Source organism: Vibrio sp. JCM 18905, from assembly GCF_055393305.1.
In genome coordinates this window covers 410393-430229 of record NZ_AP043879.1, presented here as the reverse complement: position 1 = coordinate 430229, position 19837 = coordinate 410393, and the positions used below count along the sequence as shown (strand labels likewise).

The following is a 19837-nucleotide window of genomic DNA, read 5'->3' as shown; positions in this document are numbered from 1 at the left end:
ATTATCCACTAATAACTTGACCTTTTTTACAATAAGCTATAGCTTGTGAAGTTGATGAAAATAAAACACTCAAAAAATGTTAAATATTTTACAGCTTTTATTGAATAAATATACATAAAACCATAAAAGATGACGCATATTCAGTCATCACTATCAACGTAAGCAGTGTTGATATATCTGTCGGGATGACGGATAAGCAAAGGGAGAATTGCAATGGCTCTTTATGATCCAAGTCTTGAGAAAGACAACTGTGGATTTGGCTTGATCGCGCATATGGAAGGCGAACAAAGCCACAAGCTGGTTCGTACAGCAATTTCTGCACTTGACCGAATGACCCACCGTGGTGGTATTGCCGCCGATGGTAAAACCGGTGATGGTTGTGGTCTTCTATTACAAAAGCCCGATTCCTATTTACGTCTTATTGCCGAAGAAAATGGTTTCAACCTTGGCAAGCAATACGCCGTAGGGATGATTTTCTTCAACCAAGATCCGGTCAAAGCTCAACTCGCTAAAGACATCGTCAACAGAGAACTTGCGCAAGAGACGCTAACAGTGGCCGGTTGGCGTGAAGTTCCAACCAATTCAGAAGTGCTCGGTCCAATTGCGGCTAACTCGCTTCCAAATATTCAGCAAGTCTTTATCTCTGCACCGGCTGGTTGGCGAGAGCGTGACATTGAACGTCGTCTCTACATCGCACGCCGTCGCATCGAGAAACAAATCACCGAAGATCCTGATTTCTACATCTGTAGCTTGTCGACTCAAGTTTTGGTGTACAAAGGCCTGTGCATGCCTGCGGACTTGCCTCGCTTCTACCTTGATCTTGCTGATCTACGCATGGAATCCGCTATCTGTCTGTTCCACCAGCGTTTTTCTACCAATACTCAACCGCGTTGGCCATTGGCTCAGCCGTTCCGCTATCTTGCTCATAACGGTGAGATCAACACCATTGAAGGTAACCGCCAATGGGCGCGCGCGCGCGCTTACAAGTTCTCGTCACCACTGCTGCCCGATCTTCAAACTGCAGCACCATTTGTGAACGAGACAGGTTCAGACTCCTCTAGCTTAGATAATATGCTGGATCTCTTCTTAGCTGGCGGCATGGATATCTTCCGTGCCATGCGCATGCTTGTGCCACCAGCATGGCAAAACCACCCAGATATGGATCCGGATCTGCGGGCGTTTTACGACTTCAACTCCAAGCACATGGAACCATGGGATGGTCCTGCAGGTATCGTACTGTCCGATGGTCGTTATGCTGCTTGTAACCTAGACCGAAATGGTCTGCGTCCTGCACGTTATGTAATTACCAAAGACAAGTTGATCACTCTGGCATCTGAGGTAGGGATTTGGAATTACGCCCCAGATGAAGTTGCCGAAAAAGGGCGTGTAGGTCCGGGGGAATTGCTCGTCATCGACACTCGTAAAGGTAAGCTTTGGCAGTCTAGCGAGATCGATAATGATCTGAAATCTCGTCACCCTTATCGCGAATGGATGGAAAACAACGTTCGCAAACTCACACCATTTTCTCAGCTACCTGAGGATCAAGTAGGCGAGCGCAGCTTTGATGAAGACTTACTTAAGACTTATCAAAAGCAATTCGCGATGACGAACGAAGAAGTCGACCAAGTTCTGCATGTACTCGGAGAAATGGGCCAAGAAGCCGTTGGTTCTATGGGTGACGATACTCCAATGGCAGTGCTCTCCTCAAAAGAGCGCTTGGTAACTGACTACTTCCGCCAGAAGTTCGCTCAGGTCACCAATCCACCGATCGATCCACTGCGTGAAAAACACGTGATGTCACTGGCGACCAGTATCGGTAAGGAAATGAATGTCTTCTGTGAAACCGATGGCCACGCGCATCGCGTAACATTTGATTCGCCTGTACTGCTTTATTCAGACATGCAGCAACTGCTCGAGCTTGGTGACGATCACTACCGTAATACCATTCTAGATATCAACTACGACCCACAAGAGAAAGATCTTAAACAAGCCATTAATGATCTCTGTGAGCAAGCAGAGCAAGTCGTACGTGAAGGCACGGTTTTAGTGGTACTTTCAGATCGCGCTTTGGTCAAAGGCAAGTTACCAATTCCAGCGGCAATGGCAGTCGGCGCCGTTCAAACTCGTTTGATTGATGCGAACTTACGTTGCGATGCCAACATTGTAGTCGAAACCGCAACTGCACGTGACCCACACCAATTTGCTGTCTTGCTTGGCTTTGGTGCGACTGCAGTTTACCCATACCTTGCTTATGAAGCGTTAGGTAAACTGATTGATGATAAGGCACTAGAGAAAGACTATCGCGATGTGATGCAGAACTACCAATACGGCATCAACAAGGGCCTGTATAAAATCATGTCAAAGATGGGGATCTCAACCATCGCCTCTTACCGCTGCTCACAACTGTTTGAAGCAGTTGGCTTGAACCAAGATGTGGTCGACCAGTGTTTTAAAGGCGTCACAACTCGTATTGAAGGCGCAAATTTTGACGACTTCCAGCAAGATCTTACAAACTTATCTCGCAAAGCATGGGCGAAACGTAAATCGATTGATCATGGCGGCTTGTTAAAGTATGTCCATGGAGGTGAGTATCATGCTTACAACCCGGATGTTGTCGGCACGCTGCAACAGGCCGTTAAATCTGGCGAAAGTAACGACTATCAGAGCTTTGCTAAGCAGGTAAACCAACGCCCTGTTGCCATGCTGCGTGACTTAATGTCGCTGAAAAAATCAGACTCACCGCTGCCACTAGAGCAAATAGAGCCACGCACTGAACTGTTCAAACGCTTCGACTCTGCGGCCATGTCCATTGGCGCACTTAGCCCTGAAGCGCATGAAGCACTCGCGACTGCGATGAACCGTCTTGGTGGCTATTCAAACTCCGGTGAAGGTGGTGAAGATCCTCGCCGTTTCGGCACTGAACGTAACTCGCGCATCAAGCAAATTGCTTCAGGCCGATTTGGTGTCACGCCTCATTACCTTACTAATGCGGATGTACTACAAATCAAGGTAGCGCAAGGAGCTAAACCGGGTGAAGGTGGTCAGCTACCGGGACACAAAGTCACCGCAGAAATCGCCAAGCTACGTTACTCCGTGCAAGGGGTGACGTTAATCTCTCCTCCTCCACACCACGATATTTATTCTATTGAAGATTTGGCCCAGCTGATCTTCGACCTTAAACAAGTCAACCCGAATGCGCTGGTTTCGGTAAAACTCGTCTCCGAGCCAGGTGTCGGCACCATCGCAACGGGCGTAGCAAAGGCTTACGCTGATCTTATTACCATCTCGGGTTACGACGGTGGTACTGCAGCAAGCCCATTAACTTCGGTAAAATACGCAGGTAGTCCATGGGAATTAGGTCTAGCAGAGACGCAACAAGCACTGGTTGCTAATGGTCTGCGTCATAAGATCCGCCTACAGGTAGACGGTGGTCTAAAGACTGGTCTAGACGTGGTTAAGGCCGCGATTCTTGGTGCGGAAAGCTTCGGATTTGGTACCGCGCCAATGGTTGCTATGGGTTGTAAGTTCCTGCGAATTTGTCACCTCAATAACTGTGCAACAGGGGTTGCGACTCAAGACGAAACGCTGCGTAAAGAGTACTTCAAAGGCTTACCTGAAATGGTGATGAACTACTTCACCGGACTGGCAGAAGAAGTGCGCGAGCTGCTTTCTGAGCTAGGAGTTGAAAAACTGACGGACTTGATTGGTCGTACCGATTTACTTGAAGCAGTAGAAGGCTTTACCGCGAAGCAAACCAAATTGGATCTATCCAACATTCTAGAAGCTCCCGTCTCGCCTGAAGGTCATCCGCTGTTTTGGACAGAGCCAAACAAACCGTTTGATAAAGCTGAGCTCAATCAAAAGATCATTGATGATGCCATGCATGCGGTAGAAAACAGCCAATCAGCAAGTTTCTTCTACAATGTCATCAACACTGATCGTTCTGTGGGTGCTCGCTTATCTGGCGAAATAGCGAAGCGCTATGGCAACCAAGGATTGGCGGCTTCCCCTATCAAAATCTATCTTGACGGCACTGCCGGCCAGTCGTTTGGCGTTTGGAATGCGGGAGGCGTAGAGCTTTACCTCACAGGTGATGCGAATGACTACGTAGGGAAAGGGATGGCAGGCGGCAAGATCGCCATTAAACCTCACTTAGGTACAGCGTTCAAGTGTCATGAAGCCACCATTATTGGTAACACGTGTTTGTACGGCGCAACGGGCGGTAAACTGTTCGCGGCAGGTAAAGCGGGTGAGCGTTTTGGGGTACGTAACTCAGGTACGATTGCCGTCATTGAAGGTGCGGGAGATAACGCTTGTGAGTACATGACCGGCGGTATTGTTGCCATTCTAGGTGCAACAGGCGTGAACTTTGGTGCAGGTATGACCGGAGGCTTTGCCTATGTTCTGGATGAAAACCAGAGCTTTGAAGGTCGAGTCAATACTGAATCTGTCGAAGCCATTTCATTGTCCGATCTATACATCCACCAAGAGCATTTGCGCGGCCTGATTGCGGAACACCTTGAAGAAACAGGGTCGAGCCACGCAGAAAATATTTTGGCGAACTTTGATGAATGGATTCCAAAGTTCTATTTGGTGAAACCACAAGCGGCAGATCTTCGCACGCTACTTGGTCACCAGAGCCGCAGTGCCGCAGAGCTGCGCGTTCAAGCACAGTAATCATGGAGGATGTTTGAATCATGAGCCAGAACGTTTATCAATTTATCGATGTTCAACGTGTCGATCCGGCTAAAAAGCCGATCAAAGTTCGTAAGATCGAGTTCGTTGAAATCTACGAGCCGTTTACTAAGCAACAAGCCACTGCGCAAGCAGACCGCTGTTTAGATTGCGGTAACCCATACTGTGAATGGAAGTGCCCAGTACACAACTACATCCCTCAATGGCTAAAACTGGCAAATGAGGGACGTATTCTTGAAGCGGTTGAGCTATCGCATCAAACCAATAGTTTACCTGAAGTATGTGGACGCGTTTGTCCTCAAGACCGTCTATGTGAAGGTTCATGCACGCTTAATGATGACTTTGGTGCCGTCACCATCGGTAATATAGAAAAGTACATTACCGACAAAGCCTTTGAAATGGGCTGGAAGCCAGATATGTCCAAGGTGGAGTGGACCGATAAAAAGGTCGCAATCATTGGAGCTGGCCCAGCAGGCTTGGCAGCCGCTGATATCCTAGTGCGCAATGGCGTTAAGCCAGTCGTGTTTGACCGCTACCCAGAAATCGGCGGACTGCTGACTTTCGGTATCCCTTCGTTCAAGCTTGAAAAAGGGGTAATGGAAAATCGTCGCCGTGTGTTCACTGAAATGGGCGTCGAGTTCCGCATGAACGTGGAAGTCGGTAAAGATGTACAAATGCAAGATCTAATCGATGAGTACGATTCCATTTTCTTAGGCGTTGGCACCTATAAATACATGCGTGCAGGACTAGAAAATGAGGATGCGCCGGGTGTGTATGACGCGCTGCCATTTTTAATTTCGAATACCTACAAAGTCATGGAGCTTGAGAACAACCAACCTTTTATCGACATGGCAGGAAAGAAAGTGGTCGTGCTTGGTGGTGGCGATACCGCAATGGACTGTGTACGAACCTCTATTCGCCAGGGAGCCTCCAATGTGATTTGTGCTTATCGTCGTGACGAAGCCAACATGCCAGGTTCACGTCGAGAAGTGAAAAACGCTAAAGAGGAAGGCGTGAAGTTTATGTTTAACCTGCAACCACTCGGTGTGGAGGTCGACGCCTCAGGTAACGTATCGGGCGTTAAAGTGGTAAAAACTGCTTTAGGTGAGCCCGATGATGCAGGTCGTCGCAGACCAGAACCAGTGGAAGGCAGTGAACATGTATTGACTGCGGATGCCGTGATCATGGCATTTGGTTTCCAGCCACACAAAATGGACTGGTTAGAACCGTATGGTGTCGATTTAGACCAATGGGGACGTATCAAGGCACCTGTTAAGCAAGCGTTCATGTACCAAACCAGCAATGCGAAAATCTTCGCTGGCGGTGATGCGGTCCGTGGCTCAGACCTCGTCGTAACCGCCATTGATGAAGGGCGAAAAGCGGCAGAAGGCATTCTTGATTACCTAGAAGTCTAATCACAGCTAACATCACAAAAAGGATCCTATTATTGGATCCTTTTTCTTTTGTATCCATATAATTAGAAGCAAAATTATAAGAGTAAATACAATGAAAAAAGCCGCTCTCCTTTCCATCGCTTTACTCAGCCTTACAGCCTGCAGCCAAGGAGTCACCAGTATGCCAGATCGTTCTCAATCACCTTGTGGTGACAAACCAAATTGCGTTTCAACTCAGGACTCAAGAGACAAGTTTCAATTAGCACCTTTTTTGCTCACTGAGTCCGCAACGTTAGATGCCATTGAGCAAGCCGCGCTTCAACTTCCTGGCGCCAAAACCGCGGTAAAAGAGGGTGATTACCTTCGGATAGAATGCACATCTAAAATCATGCGCTTCGTGGATGACCTCGAATTAAAAGTAGCAGGAGACAAACTGATTGTTCGCTCAGAGTCACGTGTGGGCTATTCTGACTTTGGCGTAAACAGAAAGCGCGCCGAACAATTACGAGAAAAGCTCACTCAAGCTAAGCTCATCAAATAGAAAACTGCTCACGGGGAGTGCTATACTCTCGGCCAACTAAAATATTTACCGAAAGAGAGTGTTATGAAAGTTGGTATCATCGGTGCGATGGAACAAGAAGTGACCATCCTGAAAGAAGCAATCACAAACTGCAAAACCGTAAATAAAGCAGGTTGTACGTTTTTCTCTGGTCAAATTAATGATGTAGAAGTAGTCGTACTACAATCAGGTATCGGTAAAGTTGCAGCTGCAGTAGGCACTACCATTCTTCTTGATGAATACCAGCCAGATGTTGTGATTAACACAGGCTCTGCTGGTGGCTTCGATTCAAGCCTAAATCTAGGTGATGTTGTTATCTCAACAGAAGTTCGTCATCACGATGCAGACGTGACCGCTTTTGGTTATGAAATTGGCCAAATGGCTGGCCAGCCTGCTGCATTCAAAGCGGATGAAAAGCTAATGGATTTAGCAGAAAAGGCACTAGCGCAAATGGAAAACACTCATGCAGTTCGCGGCCTGATCTGTACTGGCGATGCGTTTGTTTGTACTGCTGAGCGTCAAGAGTTTATTCGTAAGCACTTCCCATCCGTTATTGCGGTAGAAATGGAAGCATCTGCTATCGCTCAAACTTGTCACCAATTCAACACGCCGTTTGTTGTTGTACGTGCAATCTCAGATGTCGCTGATAAAGAGTCACCAATGAGCTTTGATGAGTTCCTACCGCTAGCAGCAAAAAGCTCTTCCGAAATGGTATTCAAAATGTTGGAACTCATTAAGTAAACGACTCATTCATGGAAGAAGTTTTTCAGTCATTTTATGCCAACGGTGCGCTCCTTATTATGTGGGGCGCACTGCTCTTTCACCTTCTTTTACCAATCCCCCGTTCATCGCATCCCATCACTTTATGGCGAAAGTTAGCTGAGAACCTCGCCAACAAAGTAAACAATAATCATAGTTACTCACAGAGCCTGACCTCCGGCAGTCTTGCATTGGGCTTGATGCTATTGCCTTGCTTGATCTTGCTGATTGCCGTGGAGCCATTCGTTTGGCAAGTGCCTTTATACGAACTAGTGCTATTGATCATTGCTTTGGACTGGCGCAACAGCGAAGCCTTAACGAAACAACTCGTCACAAGTATGTCGAGAGAAGACAAAGCTCAGTGCCGACAATTACTAAGACCATACCTTAATCGCGATACTGACAGCCTCTCGATCATCGGCATAGGTAAAGCAAGCTCAGAAGCTGTGATTATGGGATACAGCCGCAACGTAATCGGTGTGTTATTTTGGTACGCACTAGCAGGTGGTATTGGTGCGTTAATGTATCGACTAGCCACAGAGTTAGCTCGAGTTTGGTCCCCTAGCCGACGCCAATATTTGCCCTTTGGTAAACCTGCCGTTCAGCTGGTTGCCGCTCTGGATATTATTCCACTTCGTCTCTTTGCCATACTTTTAGCTGTAGGAAAGAACGTAAGCAATGTGCTTTCTGGTGTACAGCAACAAGCGAAGTCTTGGCCACTACCCGGGCCCGCCTGGGTGTTGTGTACCATCGGACACAAACTACAACTCTCTTTATGCGGCCCTGCTATCTATCAAGGTATACGTGCGGAACGCGCAAAAATCGGTGGACGAATCGCCCCATCGGCTATTCACCTTTCACAAATACATACGCTGCTCGTTTGGCGAGTCTTCGTTTGGATAGCTATCCAAAGTCTGCTTTTAGGAATGATTTATCAAGGATTATGATGAATAAACTATGCTTCGCATTAACGCTGTTTGTTTCGACAGCGACCTTCGCCCAAACACCAGCGCAACGCATTGTAAGTTTAGCTCCGCATGCCACTGAAATTGCCTTTGCGGCAGGGCTAGGAGACAAGCTTGTTGCTGTCAGCGAAATGAGTGATTATCCAGAGCAGGCAAAGCAGCTGGAAAGAGTCTCTAATTACCAAGGAATTAAATTAGAGCGCATTATTGCTCTTCAACCGGATTTAGTCATTGCTTGGCCGGCAGGAAACCCGGCAAAAGAGCTGGAGAAAATTAAACAGTTCGGCATTCCTATCTATTATTCCACTACAGGCTCACTGGAAGATATCGCCAATAATATCGAGCAGCTAAGCCAATACAGCGAAACCCCGCAAATAGGACAAAAGGCCGCTGAAGATTTTAGAACGCAACTGAATACACTAAAAGAGAAGTACAACACGCATGAGAAAGTTCGTTACTTTTATCAGTTGAGTGAAAAGCCTATCATCACTGTCGCCGGGAAGAACTGGCCAAGTGAAGTCTTTACTTTTTGCGGTGGTGAAAACATTTTCGCAGCATCCAGCGCGCCTTATCCTCAGGTCAGCATCGAGCAGGTCATCACTCGCCAACCAGAGGTTATTTTTACTTCTCGTCACGCAATGAGTAATGATGGTATGTGGGCAGAGTGGAGCAATGAGCTTCCCGCGCTTGGAAATAAACACATCTGGTCTCTAAACTCAGATTGGATTAACCGCCCAACCCCACGCACACTAAATGCGATCACAGAAGTGTGTGAGCACTTTAAAAGCGTTCGTCAAAAACGCTAACGATTTCGTGGCAAATACCGTACAATTTCCGCCCATTTTTTCTCACACTATATAAAGGTACTAAGTAACATGGACTCCATGCTGCTTTATATGATCGATTTGTTCGGTACCGCTGTTTTCGCTATCTCTGGCGTGTTACTGGCGGGCCGTTTAAAAATGGATCCATTCGGCGTTATCGTTCTCGGCAGTGTGACTGCTATTGGTGGCGGAACAATCCGAGACATGGCGCTAGGTGCCACTCCTGTATTTTGGATAACAGATACTACGTACTTATGGGTGATATTTGTTACGTGTCTACTAACCATGCTCGTTGTACGCAGACCAAAACGGCTGTCATGGTGGGTATTACCCGTCTGTGATGCGATCGGCCTTGCAGTATTTGTAGGAATAGGTGTAGAGAAAGCCCTCGCTTACAACGCGTCTGGGATGGTCGCCGTGATCATGGGAGTCATTACTGGTTGTGGTGGTGGTATTATACGTGATGTGCTGGCTCGCGAAGTTCCTATGGTATTAAGAAGCGAAGTCTACGCTACGGCATGTATTATTGGCGGCATCTTCCATACGATGGCGGTAAACATGGGTTATGACCACTCAACGGCTTTACTCGCTGGTGTAATCTCAACGCTCATTATACGTCTCGGTGCTATTCGTTGGCATCTATCCCTGCCAACTTTCGCAATTAATCGTTAAACACAAATTACATGATTCGGTCATGGAGTCGACTGAGTGTCGGCTCCTCTCATTTATACTCATTTGATTCGCCAATTCTTGTACAATTCGCTAAATTATTTCAACCATTCCTAACTTTCATTAATTATTATGTTGCTTGAAGGTATTGAGACGTTACTTGTCCTCAGTAAAGAAAAAACCATGAGCCGTACGGGCAGCCAACTCTATATTAGTCAATCTGCGGTGAGTAAGCGCATTTCGAATCTAGAGAAGAAGTTAGGAAAAAAATTGATTGAGCCAAGTGGTCGGCACATAAAGCTGACCTCCGATGGCCTTGCGCTCATCAACACGATCGAGCCAACGTTCAATGAGTTAAGAGGTCAGATCTATGATCAGCAAGAAATAGAAGATACTTCTTTGATCAAGATAGACTGCTCTGAAACCTTAGTAGCTGGATACCTTAGTGTGATCATGGCAGAACGCTTTGCCCATGACCAGTACATACGAATATCGACCAATCATACACCACGCATTATTGAGAACGTCAAATCAGGTAAAGCGACACTGGGATTCTGTGCTGGTTATTTACCGCCTCATCATGGATTAATGAGCCTTCACCTCGCTGATGAACCTTTTTCAATCGTCAGTAGATACCCACTTTCGCAACTACCCAAAGCCATTTTGACCAATGACTTAACCAATCCTGCCAACACTTACCAACAAGCTATTTTGTCAAAATACGGAATTGAGCCTTTGATGGAAATGGATTCATACACTGCGGCAGCACAACTGGCTTTGGGCGGAATGGCTCCCGCTTTAATTCCTAAATCTATCCTGAAGACACTTAATATCACACCCAAATTCTGCTATGACTTTGAAGAACTAGGACAGTTAATTCGACCAATACATATCTGCTTGCGCCACAGCACATATCGCAGCAAACGAGTTAAAGCACTGACAAAATCCATTGCTGATGTTGTTGCCAAAGAAGTTTCGTTGCCATGAGCATCGACATCACAATAACTAGACAATTGAAGTAGAGTATAATGTAAAAGTGTATTTCATAGTCATTTTACAAAAACATAGTACTCACTTAAAAACCATCGAGAACTAAGTTCCTCAGAATAATGGTATCCATGACTTTCAGCATAAGACAGCAGCCACTCATTAAACATATAAGAAAACAAAAAGCTAGAAACTAATAAAACAAAATATAATTTAAAAAGCTTTTTAAGTTTTTCTTTATTTGGCTTTCTCTTAGTAGAAACAGTATAAATAGAAACATAAGAAAGCAAAGCAAATAAAAAACCGGATGAAAATAACTGAATATTCTGACCACCTAAGGATAAACTTTCCTGATCGGATGAAATTGCTCCAAAAAAATCCAACAAATCAGATACCGGAAGATAAATCATAAAATATGTACATATAGGAAATAGAATTGAACCTATAATAAATGTGCTATAATCTATTTCTTCATTTTTCATAATGAAAAACCACTATTTTTAAAGCTTTGCATCGCTCGGTATTGGTTTATTTTATCTTTCATCTCCCATTTTTCCACCTCTTCCTTTTGAGACCAAAATAGCATAATTTCCTTTTGGAATCTCTTTGTAAGGTTAAATTCTTCATTTATTTTACTAGTTGTAAAGCTGGCAACAACACCGACAAAAACAACCACAAACAGAGCCTCTGAACCACCAGCAGCGACAACACCTACAGAAACCATCGTTTTTAATGTTATACTAGCAACTAAAGCAGCCAAACCCACTTTAATAATGTCACTTGCTATAACTCCGAATAATTTAGCCAATACTATTTTATTTGACTCTTTAAATAAATACTCAGCTATTATATAAGATGTGACAAAAATAACAGTAATAACTGCACCTTGCTTAACCGTCTGTAATACCTTTTCTTTTCCTATAGCAAAACTTACGGCCATCGGTGGCGAAATCTTACCAGACAAAGCCATAACTTTTCTTTGTAAACTAGGTGTTCCTTTAATTACAATATGATTAAAACCACCATACTTCTCAACTGCAATAGGAGCTGCGCTACCTAACAAGGCTACAGCAACTCTACCTAAATACGCCAAATCATCTACAGTTGCATAGTAGTTTGCAATAAATTCTAACTTACCCTTTAAACTATTCCATCGAAGCTGTTCATACTTAGGGATAAATTTACTAACCAATTTATCAAATTCATTGATAGAAATGCATGGCATTATAACTTTATTAAATGAAAATTGTTTATTACTTTTTCATTTTAAGTACGATATCACGCTATAATGAAATCATAGATATATCAGTATTTCTTTACATATGATTCATGAATAAGCGTAGTTGAACGTAGATAACGAGTTATAACACTGACAAAATCCATTGCTGATGTTGTTGCCAAAGAAGTTTCGTTGCCATGAGCATCGACATCACTATAACTAGAGGACGAATCCATTTTTGCCCTTTACTTACCACGACCTTCGCCCCTAACTGAGCACCAAGAAAACCGCCAACAGCCATGGTTAAGCCAAGCTTCCACACTGGCAACCCGGCTAAGATAAAAAAGAGTAGTGCCGCTATGTTTGACGTGAAATTGAGGATTTTTGTTCTAGCAGTGGCTTCGACCAAAGAAAAGTGACCCAGTGCAACAAAACAAACAGTAAAAATAGATCCAGTCCCAGGGCCAAAAAAGCCATCATAGAAACCGATCCCCCCACCAATGCATAGCGCAAACATCGCTTCAGATAACTTTGGTTCTCCATCGATTTTTCGCGTACTTGGCGCGAGTAAAAAATAGAGGGAAATGGCTATCAAAAGAACAGGGATCAAACTGGTGAGTACGCTAGCATCAATAAACTGCACAGCCTCGGCACCGATCGCTGCACCGATAAAAGTACAGAGTATCGCGAAACGCATTTCCTTTAGGCTGACAATACCGTTACGCACGAAATACCAGCTAGCAGAGAAACTGCCAAACGAACTTTGTAACTTGTTGGTTGCTAGAGCTTGAGTCGGACTCAACCCCGCTGCCAAAAGCGCAGGGAGCGTAATGAGCCCTCCCCCACCAGCCATCGCATCAATAAAGCCTGCGGCAGTCGCAACAAAAAATAGAGCCAACAAAATCTCAACCGTGATTTCCACTACACATCCTTTTTATTTAAAGAGGCATCAAAGAGGAAAAACGGTAGCACTTATTCACAAAACCACCAATGGAAAGTCAAGACACCAATCTATTCCTAATTTTCATCTTTGTGAAATTTTCATTTTAGTTTCACAAAAAAAAGATACATGCCTCAAGGATACGAATGAAATAGTATTTTCATTGTGTCAGCCGTGTAGGCAAGGTCATAATAAAATTATGGTTTCAAGGAGAAAACGATGTACCCTGCAATACAACAAGACTCAAGTAGCAATACCAAAGAAGTACATATAGTATCAGTAAGCGTATTTGATGACTTAATTAACAAAAACATCAAAAGGAAAGGTGTTACTGAAAAATGGAAAGTTATCAAAAATAAACTAGAAAATACTGCAAACTATTACACAACAGCCGATGATCTTATATTTTTAACAAAACTAGCGAATAATCTAAGCGGAGCAACAAACCCTGTCCATATAAATTACTATTCTGGCCAACCACATTTTGTCTTTACGGGGACACCGGCCCTGAGAATAAAGTTAAGTGCTTTGGGTTCTCATGCACCGACTCCAACAATTACTAACTTTGCTGTAGGTCCAAAAAGTGCTATCCAGTCTATTAAAAGTGGAACAATTATTACAATCGTACTAGTAAGCTCTTTTAGAGCAATGGAACACTTCTTTTCGGAAAAGAATAAATCAACATTACTGAGTTTGTTTGGCACAATAACTAGTGACATCCTAAAGTTAGGAATTTCATCCGCAATTGCTGCAATTGCTGTAAAAGGAATTTCTGGAGCTACTACTATTTTCGCTCTAACTTCTGGCCCATTATTTTTAGCTATAGGTATAAGCTTGGTTATTGGGAGCATATTAAATCATATAGATAAAAAGCATAATATAACAAAAAAATTCAAATTAACATTAGAGAAAAAACTAGATGAATCAATAAAAAATGAAATAAATCAAGAAGAAGCAAGAATAAAAAATTTAATTGGTTCTACATATATAAAAAATGGAATGTTTTTATGAAAAAAGAAGACAACCTAGATCTAACATCAACATTTTTAACATCACTGTTATTCCTTTCTCTAGGATTGTTATGCATTTATTTTTTTTACAACGATACCATAAATAACATAAAAGACATATATAACGAAGAACGTATTATAGAAATTTCTCAGGGATCATTTTATGGGTTATTTGGAAGCTGGGTATTTATATCTATATTTATTCTTTTAATTACTGTGTTTTTAAAAAAAAGAAAATTATCATATAAGAAAGAAGGCATGTTCATTAAAGTTATAATCTCTTTTTCAATTATAACAATTATAGCACCAAGTGCATTTGTGTTTCTCACTAAAAAACACTTAACAAGTCAGGGTTACTCTGTTTCAATTGATAAAGAAGACTCCTGGCTACAAGATAAGGTTTATATTTTCAAAAAATAAACTTCAATTTATGTTACATAAAAGAAATTAAAATTTGAGAAAAAATTCAATTAGCATAGCGAACATCTCAATAAGTGTATGTTTATACTTGGCATTGACTATTGGTCTGACTATTAGCTTAAGCATTTGGAATGACTGGTTTTCTTTTACTCAACACATTGATCTAGATACGTACCTTCTTACATTGGGAGCTATTACGGTTGTTGTTGTATGCATTCCAAACATCCTGACAATAAGCAAAGGATTAAGTATTGCTGCAAAAATAAACTTAATCACTATCTCTTTTATCATTCTTACCTGCAGTATCAACTTTGTTGTAGCAAGTGGTAGTACTATTTCTTCATCTTTAGGAACATTGCTTGCCATAATTAGCTTGATGCTCTTCAAAAGCGAAGCATACCAATCGTTCCTAGCACATTTTAATACTCTTCATTTTAGAAAAACCTCGATATAAAAAAGCCCGCTCAAATGAGCGGGCAATGAGGTTGTCATGTAAGCCCTGACTAACGAGCTTACTGATTTTTATCTGTTACGCGTCTAGACTCGCTTTCACTTTAGCGTGTAACTCTTGAACCGAAGTTACTGACGCTTTTGCGTCTGCAGTGTGAGACATACATGTAGCGAACGCTGCGTTCAGTGTCGTTGTGTAGTTCACTTTTTCTGCCAGTGCACCGCGGCGTAGAACTTTCGAATCTTCAATCGCTTGACGACCAGCTGCCGTGTTTACGATGTAGGTGTATTCGTTGTTCTTGATGCGGTCAAGAATGTGTGGACGACCTTCGTGTACTTTGTTTACCAAGCGTGGGTTGATACCCGCTTCGCCCAGAATCACAGCAGTACCGTGTGTCGCATCCAACTGGTAACCCAGTTTCACTAGCTTAGAAGCTAGGTCAACAACACGCTCTTTATCGCCTTCACGTACAGACAGTAGCGCACGACCACCTTCAGGGTAAACTGCACCACAACCTAGCTCTGCTTTCGCGTAAGCTTCTGCGAACGTTGCACCAACACCCATTACTTCACCTGTTGAGCGCATTTCTGGGCCCAATAGAGGGTCAACACCAGGGAATTTGTTGAACGGCAGAACCACTTCTTTCACTGAGTAGTAAGGAGGGATAATCTCTTTAGTAAATCCTTGTGACTCTAGAGATTGACCCGCCATTACACGTGCAGCGATTTTCGCTAGAGGTGCACCTGTCGCTTTCGATACGAATGGTACCGTACGAGCAGCACGAGGGTTCACTTCGATTAGGTAAACGTCGTTGTCTTTCACAGCAAACTGCGTGTTCATCAAACCGCGTACACCGAGTTCGAACGCCAACTTCTCAACTTGCTCACGCATCTTGTCTTGAATTTCCTGACTTAGCGTGTATGCAGGCAGTGAACATGCAGAGTCACCAGAGTGAACACCCGCTTGTTCGATGTGTTCCATGATACCGCCGATAACGACGCGTTCACCGTCACAGATAGCATCAATATCAACTTCGGTTGCATCATCCAAGAAACGGTCTAGTAGAACTGGAGACTCGTTCGATACGCTTACTGCTTCGTTGAAGTAGCGACGCAGGTCTTGCTCGTCGTATACGATTTCCATCGCACGACCACCGAGTACATAAGATGGACGAACAACTAATGGGAAGCCAATTTCTTTCGATTTTTCAACCGCCTGTTCCATCGTTGTTACTGTCGCGTTTTCTGGCTGAAGTAGACCTAGACGGTCAACAGCTGCCTGGAAGCGTTCACGGTCTTCCGCACGGTCGATAGCATCTGGGCTAGTACCAATGATTGGAACACCAGCCGCTTCTAGAGCACGAGCCAGTTTAAGTGGCGTTTGACCACCGTACTGAACAATCACACCTTTTGGTTTTTCAACGCGAGCGATAGACAGTACATCTTCCAGAGTTACTGGTTCGAAGTACAGGCGATCAGACGTATCGTAGTCAGTAGATACCGTTTCTGGGTTACAGTTAACCATAATGGTTTCGTAACCGTCTTCACGCAGCGCAAGTGATGCGTGTACACAACAGTAATCGAATTCAATACCTTGGCCGATACGGTTTGGACCGCCACCAAGAACCATGATCTTGTCTTTGTCTGTTGGGTTTGCTTCACACTCTTCATCGTAAGATGAGTACATGTAAGCCGTGTCAGAAGAAAACTCAGCGGCACACGTATCCACACGTTTGTAAACCGGGTGAATATCAAACTGCTCACGAGCACGGCGAATTTCACTTTCAGCGACACCTAGCAGTTTAGACAAGCGCGCATCAGAGAAGCCTTTACGTTTCATCTGGCGAAGCACTTCTTTGGTCAAACCTGCGTAGCCGCCCGCCTTGACTTGCTCTTCGAGTTTTACGATTTCTTCGATTTGAACCAGGAACCAACGGTCAATTTGAGTCAAGTTGAACACGCCGTCAACTGACATGCCAGCTCGGAATGCATCGGCGATGTACCAGATACGCTCAGCGCCTGCTTCTTTAAGTTCGTGACGAATCTTAGTCAGTGCATCTGGTGCTTCTAAATCGACCATCTCGTCAAAACCAGTTGCGCCAACTTCTAGACCACGAAGTGCTTTGTGAAGAGACTCTTGTTGGTTACGACCAATTGCCATTACCTCACCAACCGATTTCATCTGAGTAGTCAGACGGTCGTTTGCGCCAGCAAATTTCTCGAAGTTAAAGCGAGGAATCTTAGTTACGACGTAGTCGATAGTTGGTTCGAATGATGCTGGTGTTGCACCGCCGGTGATGTCGTTTTGTAGTTCATCCAGAGTAAAGCCAACAGCCAGTTTCGCGGCAATCTTAGCGATTGGGAAACCTGTTGCTTTTGACGCTAACGCAGAAGAACGAGATACACGTGGGTTCATCTCGATGATAACCATACGGCCATCTTTCGGGTTGATACCAAACTGTACGTTTGAACCACCTGTTTCAACACCAATTTCACGTAGAACGGCTAGCGATGCATTACGCATTAGCTGGTATTCTTTGTCGGTCAGTGTCTGTGCTGGTGCTACTGTGATTGAGTCACCCGTGTGGATGCCCATTGGATCAAAGTTTTCGATTGAACATACGATGATACAGTTGTCCGCTTTGTCACGAACTACTTCCATTTCGTACTCTTTCCAGCCGATTAGTGACTCATCGATAAGAAGTTCGTTGGTCGGAGATAAGTCCAGACCGCGACGACAGATTTCTTCGAACTCTTCTTTGTTGTACGCAATACCACCACCAGTGCCACCCATGGTGAACGATGGACGGATGATACAAGGGAAGCCAACCATATCTAAAACTTTGTAAGCTTCTTCCATGCTCTTCGCTGTATCTGCGCGAGGACACTCAAGGCCGATAGACTTCATCGCTTTATCAAAACGAGAACGGTCTTCCGCTTTGTCGATTGCATCAGCCGTTGCACCGATCATCTCTACGCCGAATTCTTCTAGTACGCCGTGTTTCTCTAAGTCTAACGCACAGTTAAGTGCAGTCTGGCCACCCATGGTTGGCAAAACTGCATCTGGACGCTCTTTTTCAATGATCTTGCGTACCACTTCCCATTGGATTGGCTCGATGTAAGTCGCATCAGCCATCTCTGGGTCAGTCATGATGGTTGCTGGGTTCGAGTTAACCAGAATAACTCGGTAGCCTTCTTCACGAAGTGCTTTACAGGCTTGTGCGCCAGAGTAGTCAAACTCACATGCCTGACCGATAACAATCGGACCAGCACCAAGAATTAGAATACTTTGAATGTCAGTACGTTTTGGCATTATCTACTACTCCGAATTAAGCGCTGTGTTTTTTGATTAGTTCGATAAAGTGGTCAAATAGCGGTGCCGCGTCATGTGGACCTGGGCTCGCTTCTGGGTGACCTTGGAAGCTAAATGCTGGCTTGTCTGTGCGGTGAATACCTTGCAAAGAGCCATCAAATAACGATACGTGAGTAGCACGTAAGTTTTCCGGTAACGTTGCTTCATCTGCCGCAAAGCCGTGGTTTTGCGAAGTGATCATAACAACGTTACGCTCTAAATCTTTTACTGGGTGGTTTGCACCATGGTGACCAAACTTCATTTTCACGGTTTGTGCACCTGACGCTAACGCAAGGATTTGGTGACCTAAACAGATACCGAAGATAGGTAAGCCTTTTTCTAGGAATACTTTTGTCGCTTCAATCGCGTAAGTACATGGTTCTGGATCACCAGGGCCATTTGATAGGAAAACACCGTCCGGGTTCATCGCAAGCACTTCTTCCGCTGACGTTTCAGCAGGAACAACCGTTAAGCGGCAACCGCGGTCAACCAACATTCGTAGGATGTTGCGTTTTGCGCCGAAGTCGTAAGCAACGACGTGGTATGGCAGCTCGCTGTCATCTTTCGCCTCTGGAAGTCCACCTTCAAGCGTCCACGAACCTTGTTTCCATTGATACGCTTCTTTCGTTGTAACTTCTTTTGCAAGGTCCATTCCTTTTAAGCCTGGGAATTCTTTTGCTTTCGCTAGAGCCAAAGCTTCATCTAGGTTATTACCCGCAACAATACAACCGTTTTGAGCACCTTTTTCACGCAAGATACGAGTGAGCTTTCGCGTATCAATATCAGCGATGCCAACGATATTTTGAGACTTAAGGTAATCAGAGAGGGATTGTTCATTACGGAAGTTAGAAGCGATAAGAGGAAGATCGCGAATCACAAGGCCTTGTGCATGAATGGAAGAGGATTCTTCATCTTCGGAAGTGGTTCCGGTATTGCCAATGTGAGGATAAGTAAGGGTGACGATTTGCTGAGAATAGGAAGGATCAGTGAGGATTTCTTGATACCCCGTCATCGAGGTATTAAAAACGACTTCACCAACGGAAATACCATCTGCCCCTATGGACACTCCGTGGAACACTGTCCCATCTTCTAGGACTAACAGTGCTAATTTACCCAAGACAACCTCCAGAATAAAAATGCAAAAAAAATAAATCAAACTGCAAACATGCCTTCCTTTACCTATAAAATCTACATAAATAGGTATTTCAGACAAATTGGCGGTATTCTAAAGTTGGACTGGAAACCTGTCAACCTACAATCAAAAATAAATTATCAATTTCTAGCGAGTAAGGTCATTTCGAATCAGTAAGGCTCAAAAAGACAACTTTTGAATGCTATTACATAGGGAGGGATAGAGGTTTAATGAATTTTACAAATTTGAACTTTTTAGGGATCACAAAAAATTATGAGTTTTTAACGCAAACGTTCACTAAGACAAAAACAGGAACACTTTTAACGGTTACACCTAAAAACAAAACCAAAACAGACAAAAACACAACAAAAGTAAGTGCTAAAATCTTCTCTATCAGAATCATTTTATTTACAAATAATTCTATAGATATAAAAAAGCCGGCTAGCGCCGGCGAATAATTAT

Annotated in this window: 16 protein-coding genes; 11 read left to right on the top strand and 5 right to left on the bottom strand. The window is 43.9% G+C overall.

Going from position 1 to position 19837, the window contains the following annotated elements; translation table 11 throughout:
- The first annotated feature begins 213 nt into the window (after positions 1-213).
- The 8 genes from gltB to ACZ5ZC_RS10180 all read left to right on the top strand — a co-directional run bounded on the left by gltB (position 214) and on the right by ACZ5ZC_RS10180 (position 10852).
- Positions 214-4677, top strand: a complete 4464-nt coding sequence (gene gltB / locus ACZ5ZC_RS10215; protein ID WP_464931893.1) for a glutamate synthase large subunit — start codon at positions 214-216, stop codon at positions 4675-4677.
- Positions 4678-4697: 20 nt separating this feature from the next.
- On the top strand, positions 4698-6110 hold the full coding sequence (locus ACZ5ZC_RS10210) for an FAD-dependent oxidoreductase (RefSeq protein WP_464931892.1): 1413 nt from the start codon (positions 4698-4700) through the stop codon (positions 6108-6110).
- A gap of 91 nt (positions 6111-6201) precedes the next feature.
- Positions 6202-6630 (top strand): DUF1499 domain-containing protein, encoded by a 429-nt coding sequence (locus ACZ5ZC_RS10205; RefSeq protein WP_031780533.1) that lies wholly within the window; start codon positions 6202-6204, stop codon positions 6628-6630.
- Between the two features lie 63 nt (positions 6631-6693).
- Positions 6694-7389, top strand: a complete 696-nt coding sequence (gene mtnN / locus ACZ5ZC_RS10200) for a 5'-methylthioadenosine/S-adenosylhomocysteine nucleosidase (protein WP_005396324.1) — start codon at positions 6694-6696, stop codon at positions 7387-7389.
- 11 nt (positions 7390-7400) lie between these two features.
- The gene (locus tag ACZ5ZC_RS10195) at positions 7401-8354 is read left to right on the top strand and encodes a cobalamin biosynthesis family protein (RefSeq protein ID WP_258693403.1); all 954 of its coding nucleotides are present in this window, start codon (positions 7401-7403) and stop codon (positions 8352-8354) included.
- On the top strand, positions 8354-9178 hold the full coding sequence (btuF, locus tag ACZ5ZC_RS10190) for a vitamin B12 ABC transporter substrate-binding protein BtuF (protein ID WP_054867296.1): 825 nt from the start codon (positions 8354-8356) through the stop codon (positions 9176-9178). The genes ACZ5ZC_RS10195 and btuF overlap by 1 nt, the downstream gene beginning before the upstream one ends.
- Before the next feature lie 69 nt (positions 9179-9247).
- Positions 9248-9868, top strand: a complete 621-nt coding sequence (locus tag ACZ5ZC_RS10185; RefSeq protein WP_054867265.1) for a TRIC cation channel family protein — start codon at positions 9248-9250, stop codon at positions 9866-9868.
- A 129-nt stretch (positions 9869-9997) separates the two neighbouring features.
- A complete protein-coding gene (locus tag ACZ5ZC_RS10180; RefSeq protein WP_006742696.1) occupies positions 9998-10852 on the top strand; it encodes a LysR family transcriptional regulator in 855 nt (284 codons plus the stop codon).
- A 62-nt stretch (positions 10853-10914) separates the two neighbouring features.
- On the opposite strand, the gene ACZ5ZC_RS10175 is transcribed toward ACZ5ZC_RS10180, so the two are convergent.
- The 3 genes from ACZ5ZC_RS10175 to ACZ5ZC_RS10165 all read right to left on the bottom strand — a co-directional run bounded on the left by ACZ5ZC_RS10175 (position 10915) and on the right by ACZ5ZC_RS10165 (position 12993).
- Positions 10915-11334, bottom strand: coding sequence for a hypothetical protein (locus ACZ5ZC_RS10175; protein WP_054867264.1), 420 nt, complete (start codon positions 11332-11334; stop codon positions 10915-10917).
- A complete protein-coding gene (locus ACZ5ZC_RS10170) occupies positions 11331-12077 on the bottom strand; it encodes a hypothetical protein (protein ID WP_054867263.1) in 747 nt (248 codons plus the stop codon). Before ACZ5ZC_RS10170 ends, ACZ5ZC_RS10175 begins: the two co-directional genes overlap by 4 nt.
- 136 nt (positions 12078-12213) lie before the next feature.
- A complete protein-coding gene (locus ACZ5ZC_RS10165; protein ID WP_005396424.1) occupies positions 12214-12993 on the bottom strand; it encodes a TSUP family transporter in 780 nt (259 codons plus the stop codon).
- Positions 12994-13230: 237 nt separating this feature from the next.
- On the opposite strand from ACZ5ZC_RS10165, the gene ACZ5ZC_RS10160 reads away from it, so the two are divergent.
- On the top strand, positions 13231-14022 hold the full coding sequence (locus tag ACZ5ZC_RS10160) for a hypothetical protein (protein ID WP_074192041.1): 792 nt from the start codon (positions 13231-13233) through the stop codon (positions 14020-14022).
- Positions 14019-14441: a hypothetical protein gene (locus ACZ5ZC_RS10155; RefSeq protein WP_464931891.1), complete on the top strand. Its 423-nt coding sequence runs from the start codon at positions 14019-14021 to the stop codon at positions 14439-14441. The genes ACZ5ZC_RS10160 and ACZ5ZC_RS10155 overlap by 4 nt, the downstream gene beginning before the upstream one ends.
- A 529-nt stretch (positions 14442-14970) precedes the next feature.
- On the opposite strand, the gene carB is transcribed toward ACZ5ZC_RS10155, so the two are convergent.
- A complete protein-coding gene (carB, locus tag ACZ5ZC_RS10150) occupies positions 14971-18204 on the bottom strand; it encodes a carbamoyl-phosphate synthase large subunit (RefSeq protein ID WP_047009081.1) in 3234 nt (1077 codons plus the stop codon).
- A gap of 16 nt (positions 18205-18220) precedes the next feature.
- A complete protein-coding gene (carA, locus tag ACZ5ZC_RS10145; protein ID WP_046873990.1) occupies positions 18221-19360 on the bottom strand; it encodes a glutamine-hydrolyzing carbamoyl-phosphate synthase small subunit in 1140 nt (379 codons plus the stop codon).
- 245 nt (positions 19361-19605) lie between these two features.
- Between carA and ACZ5ZC_RS10140 the strand changes: the two genes are divergently transcribed.
- Positions 19606-19833 (top strand): hypothetical protein, encoded by a 228-nt coding sequence (locus ACZ5ZC_RS10140; RefSeq protein WP_167394135.1) that lies wholly within the window; start codon positions 19606-19608, stop codon positions 19831-19833.
- Positions 19834-19837 lie beyond the last annotated feature (4 nt).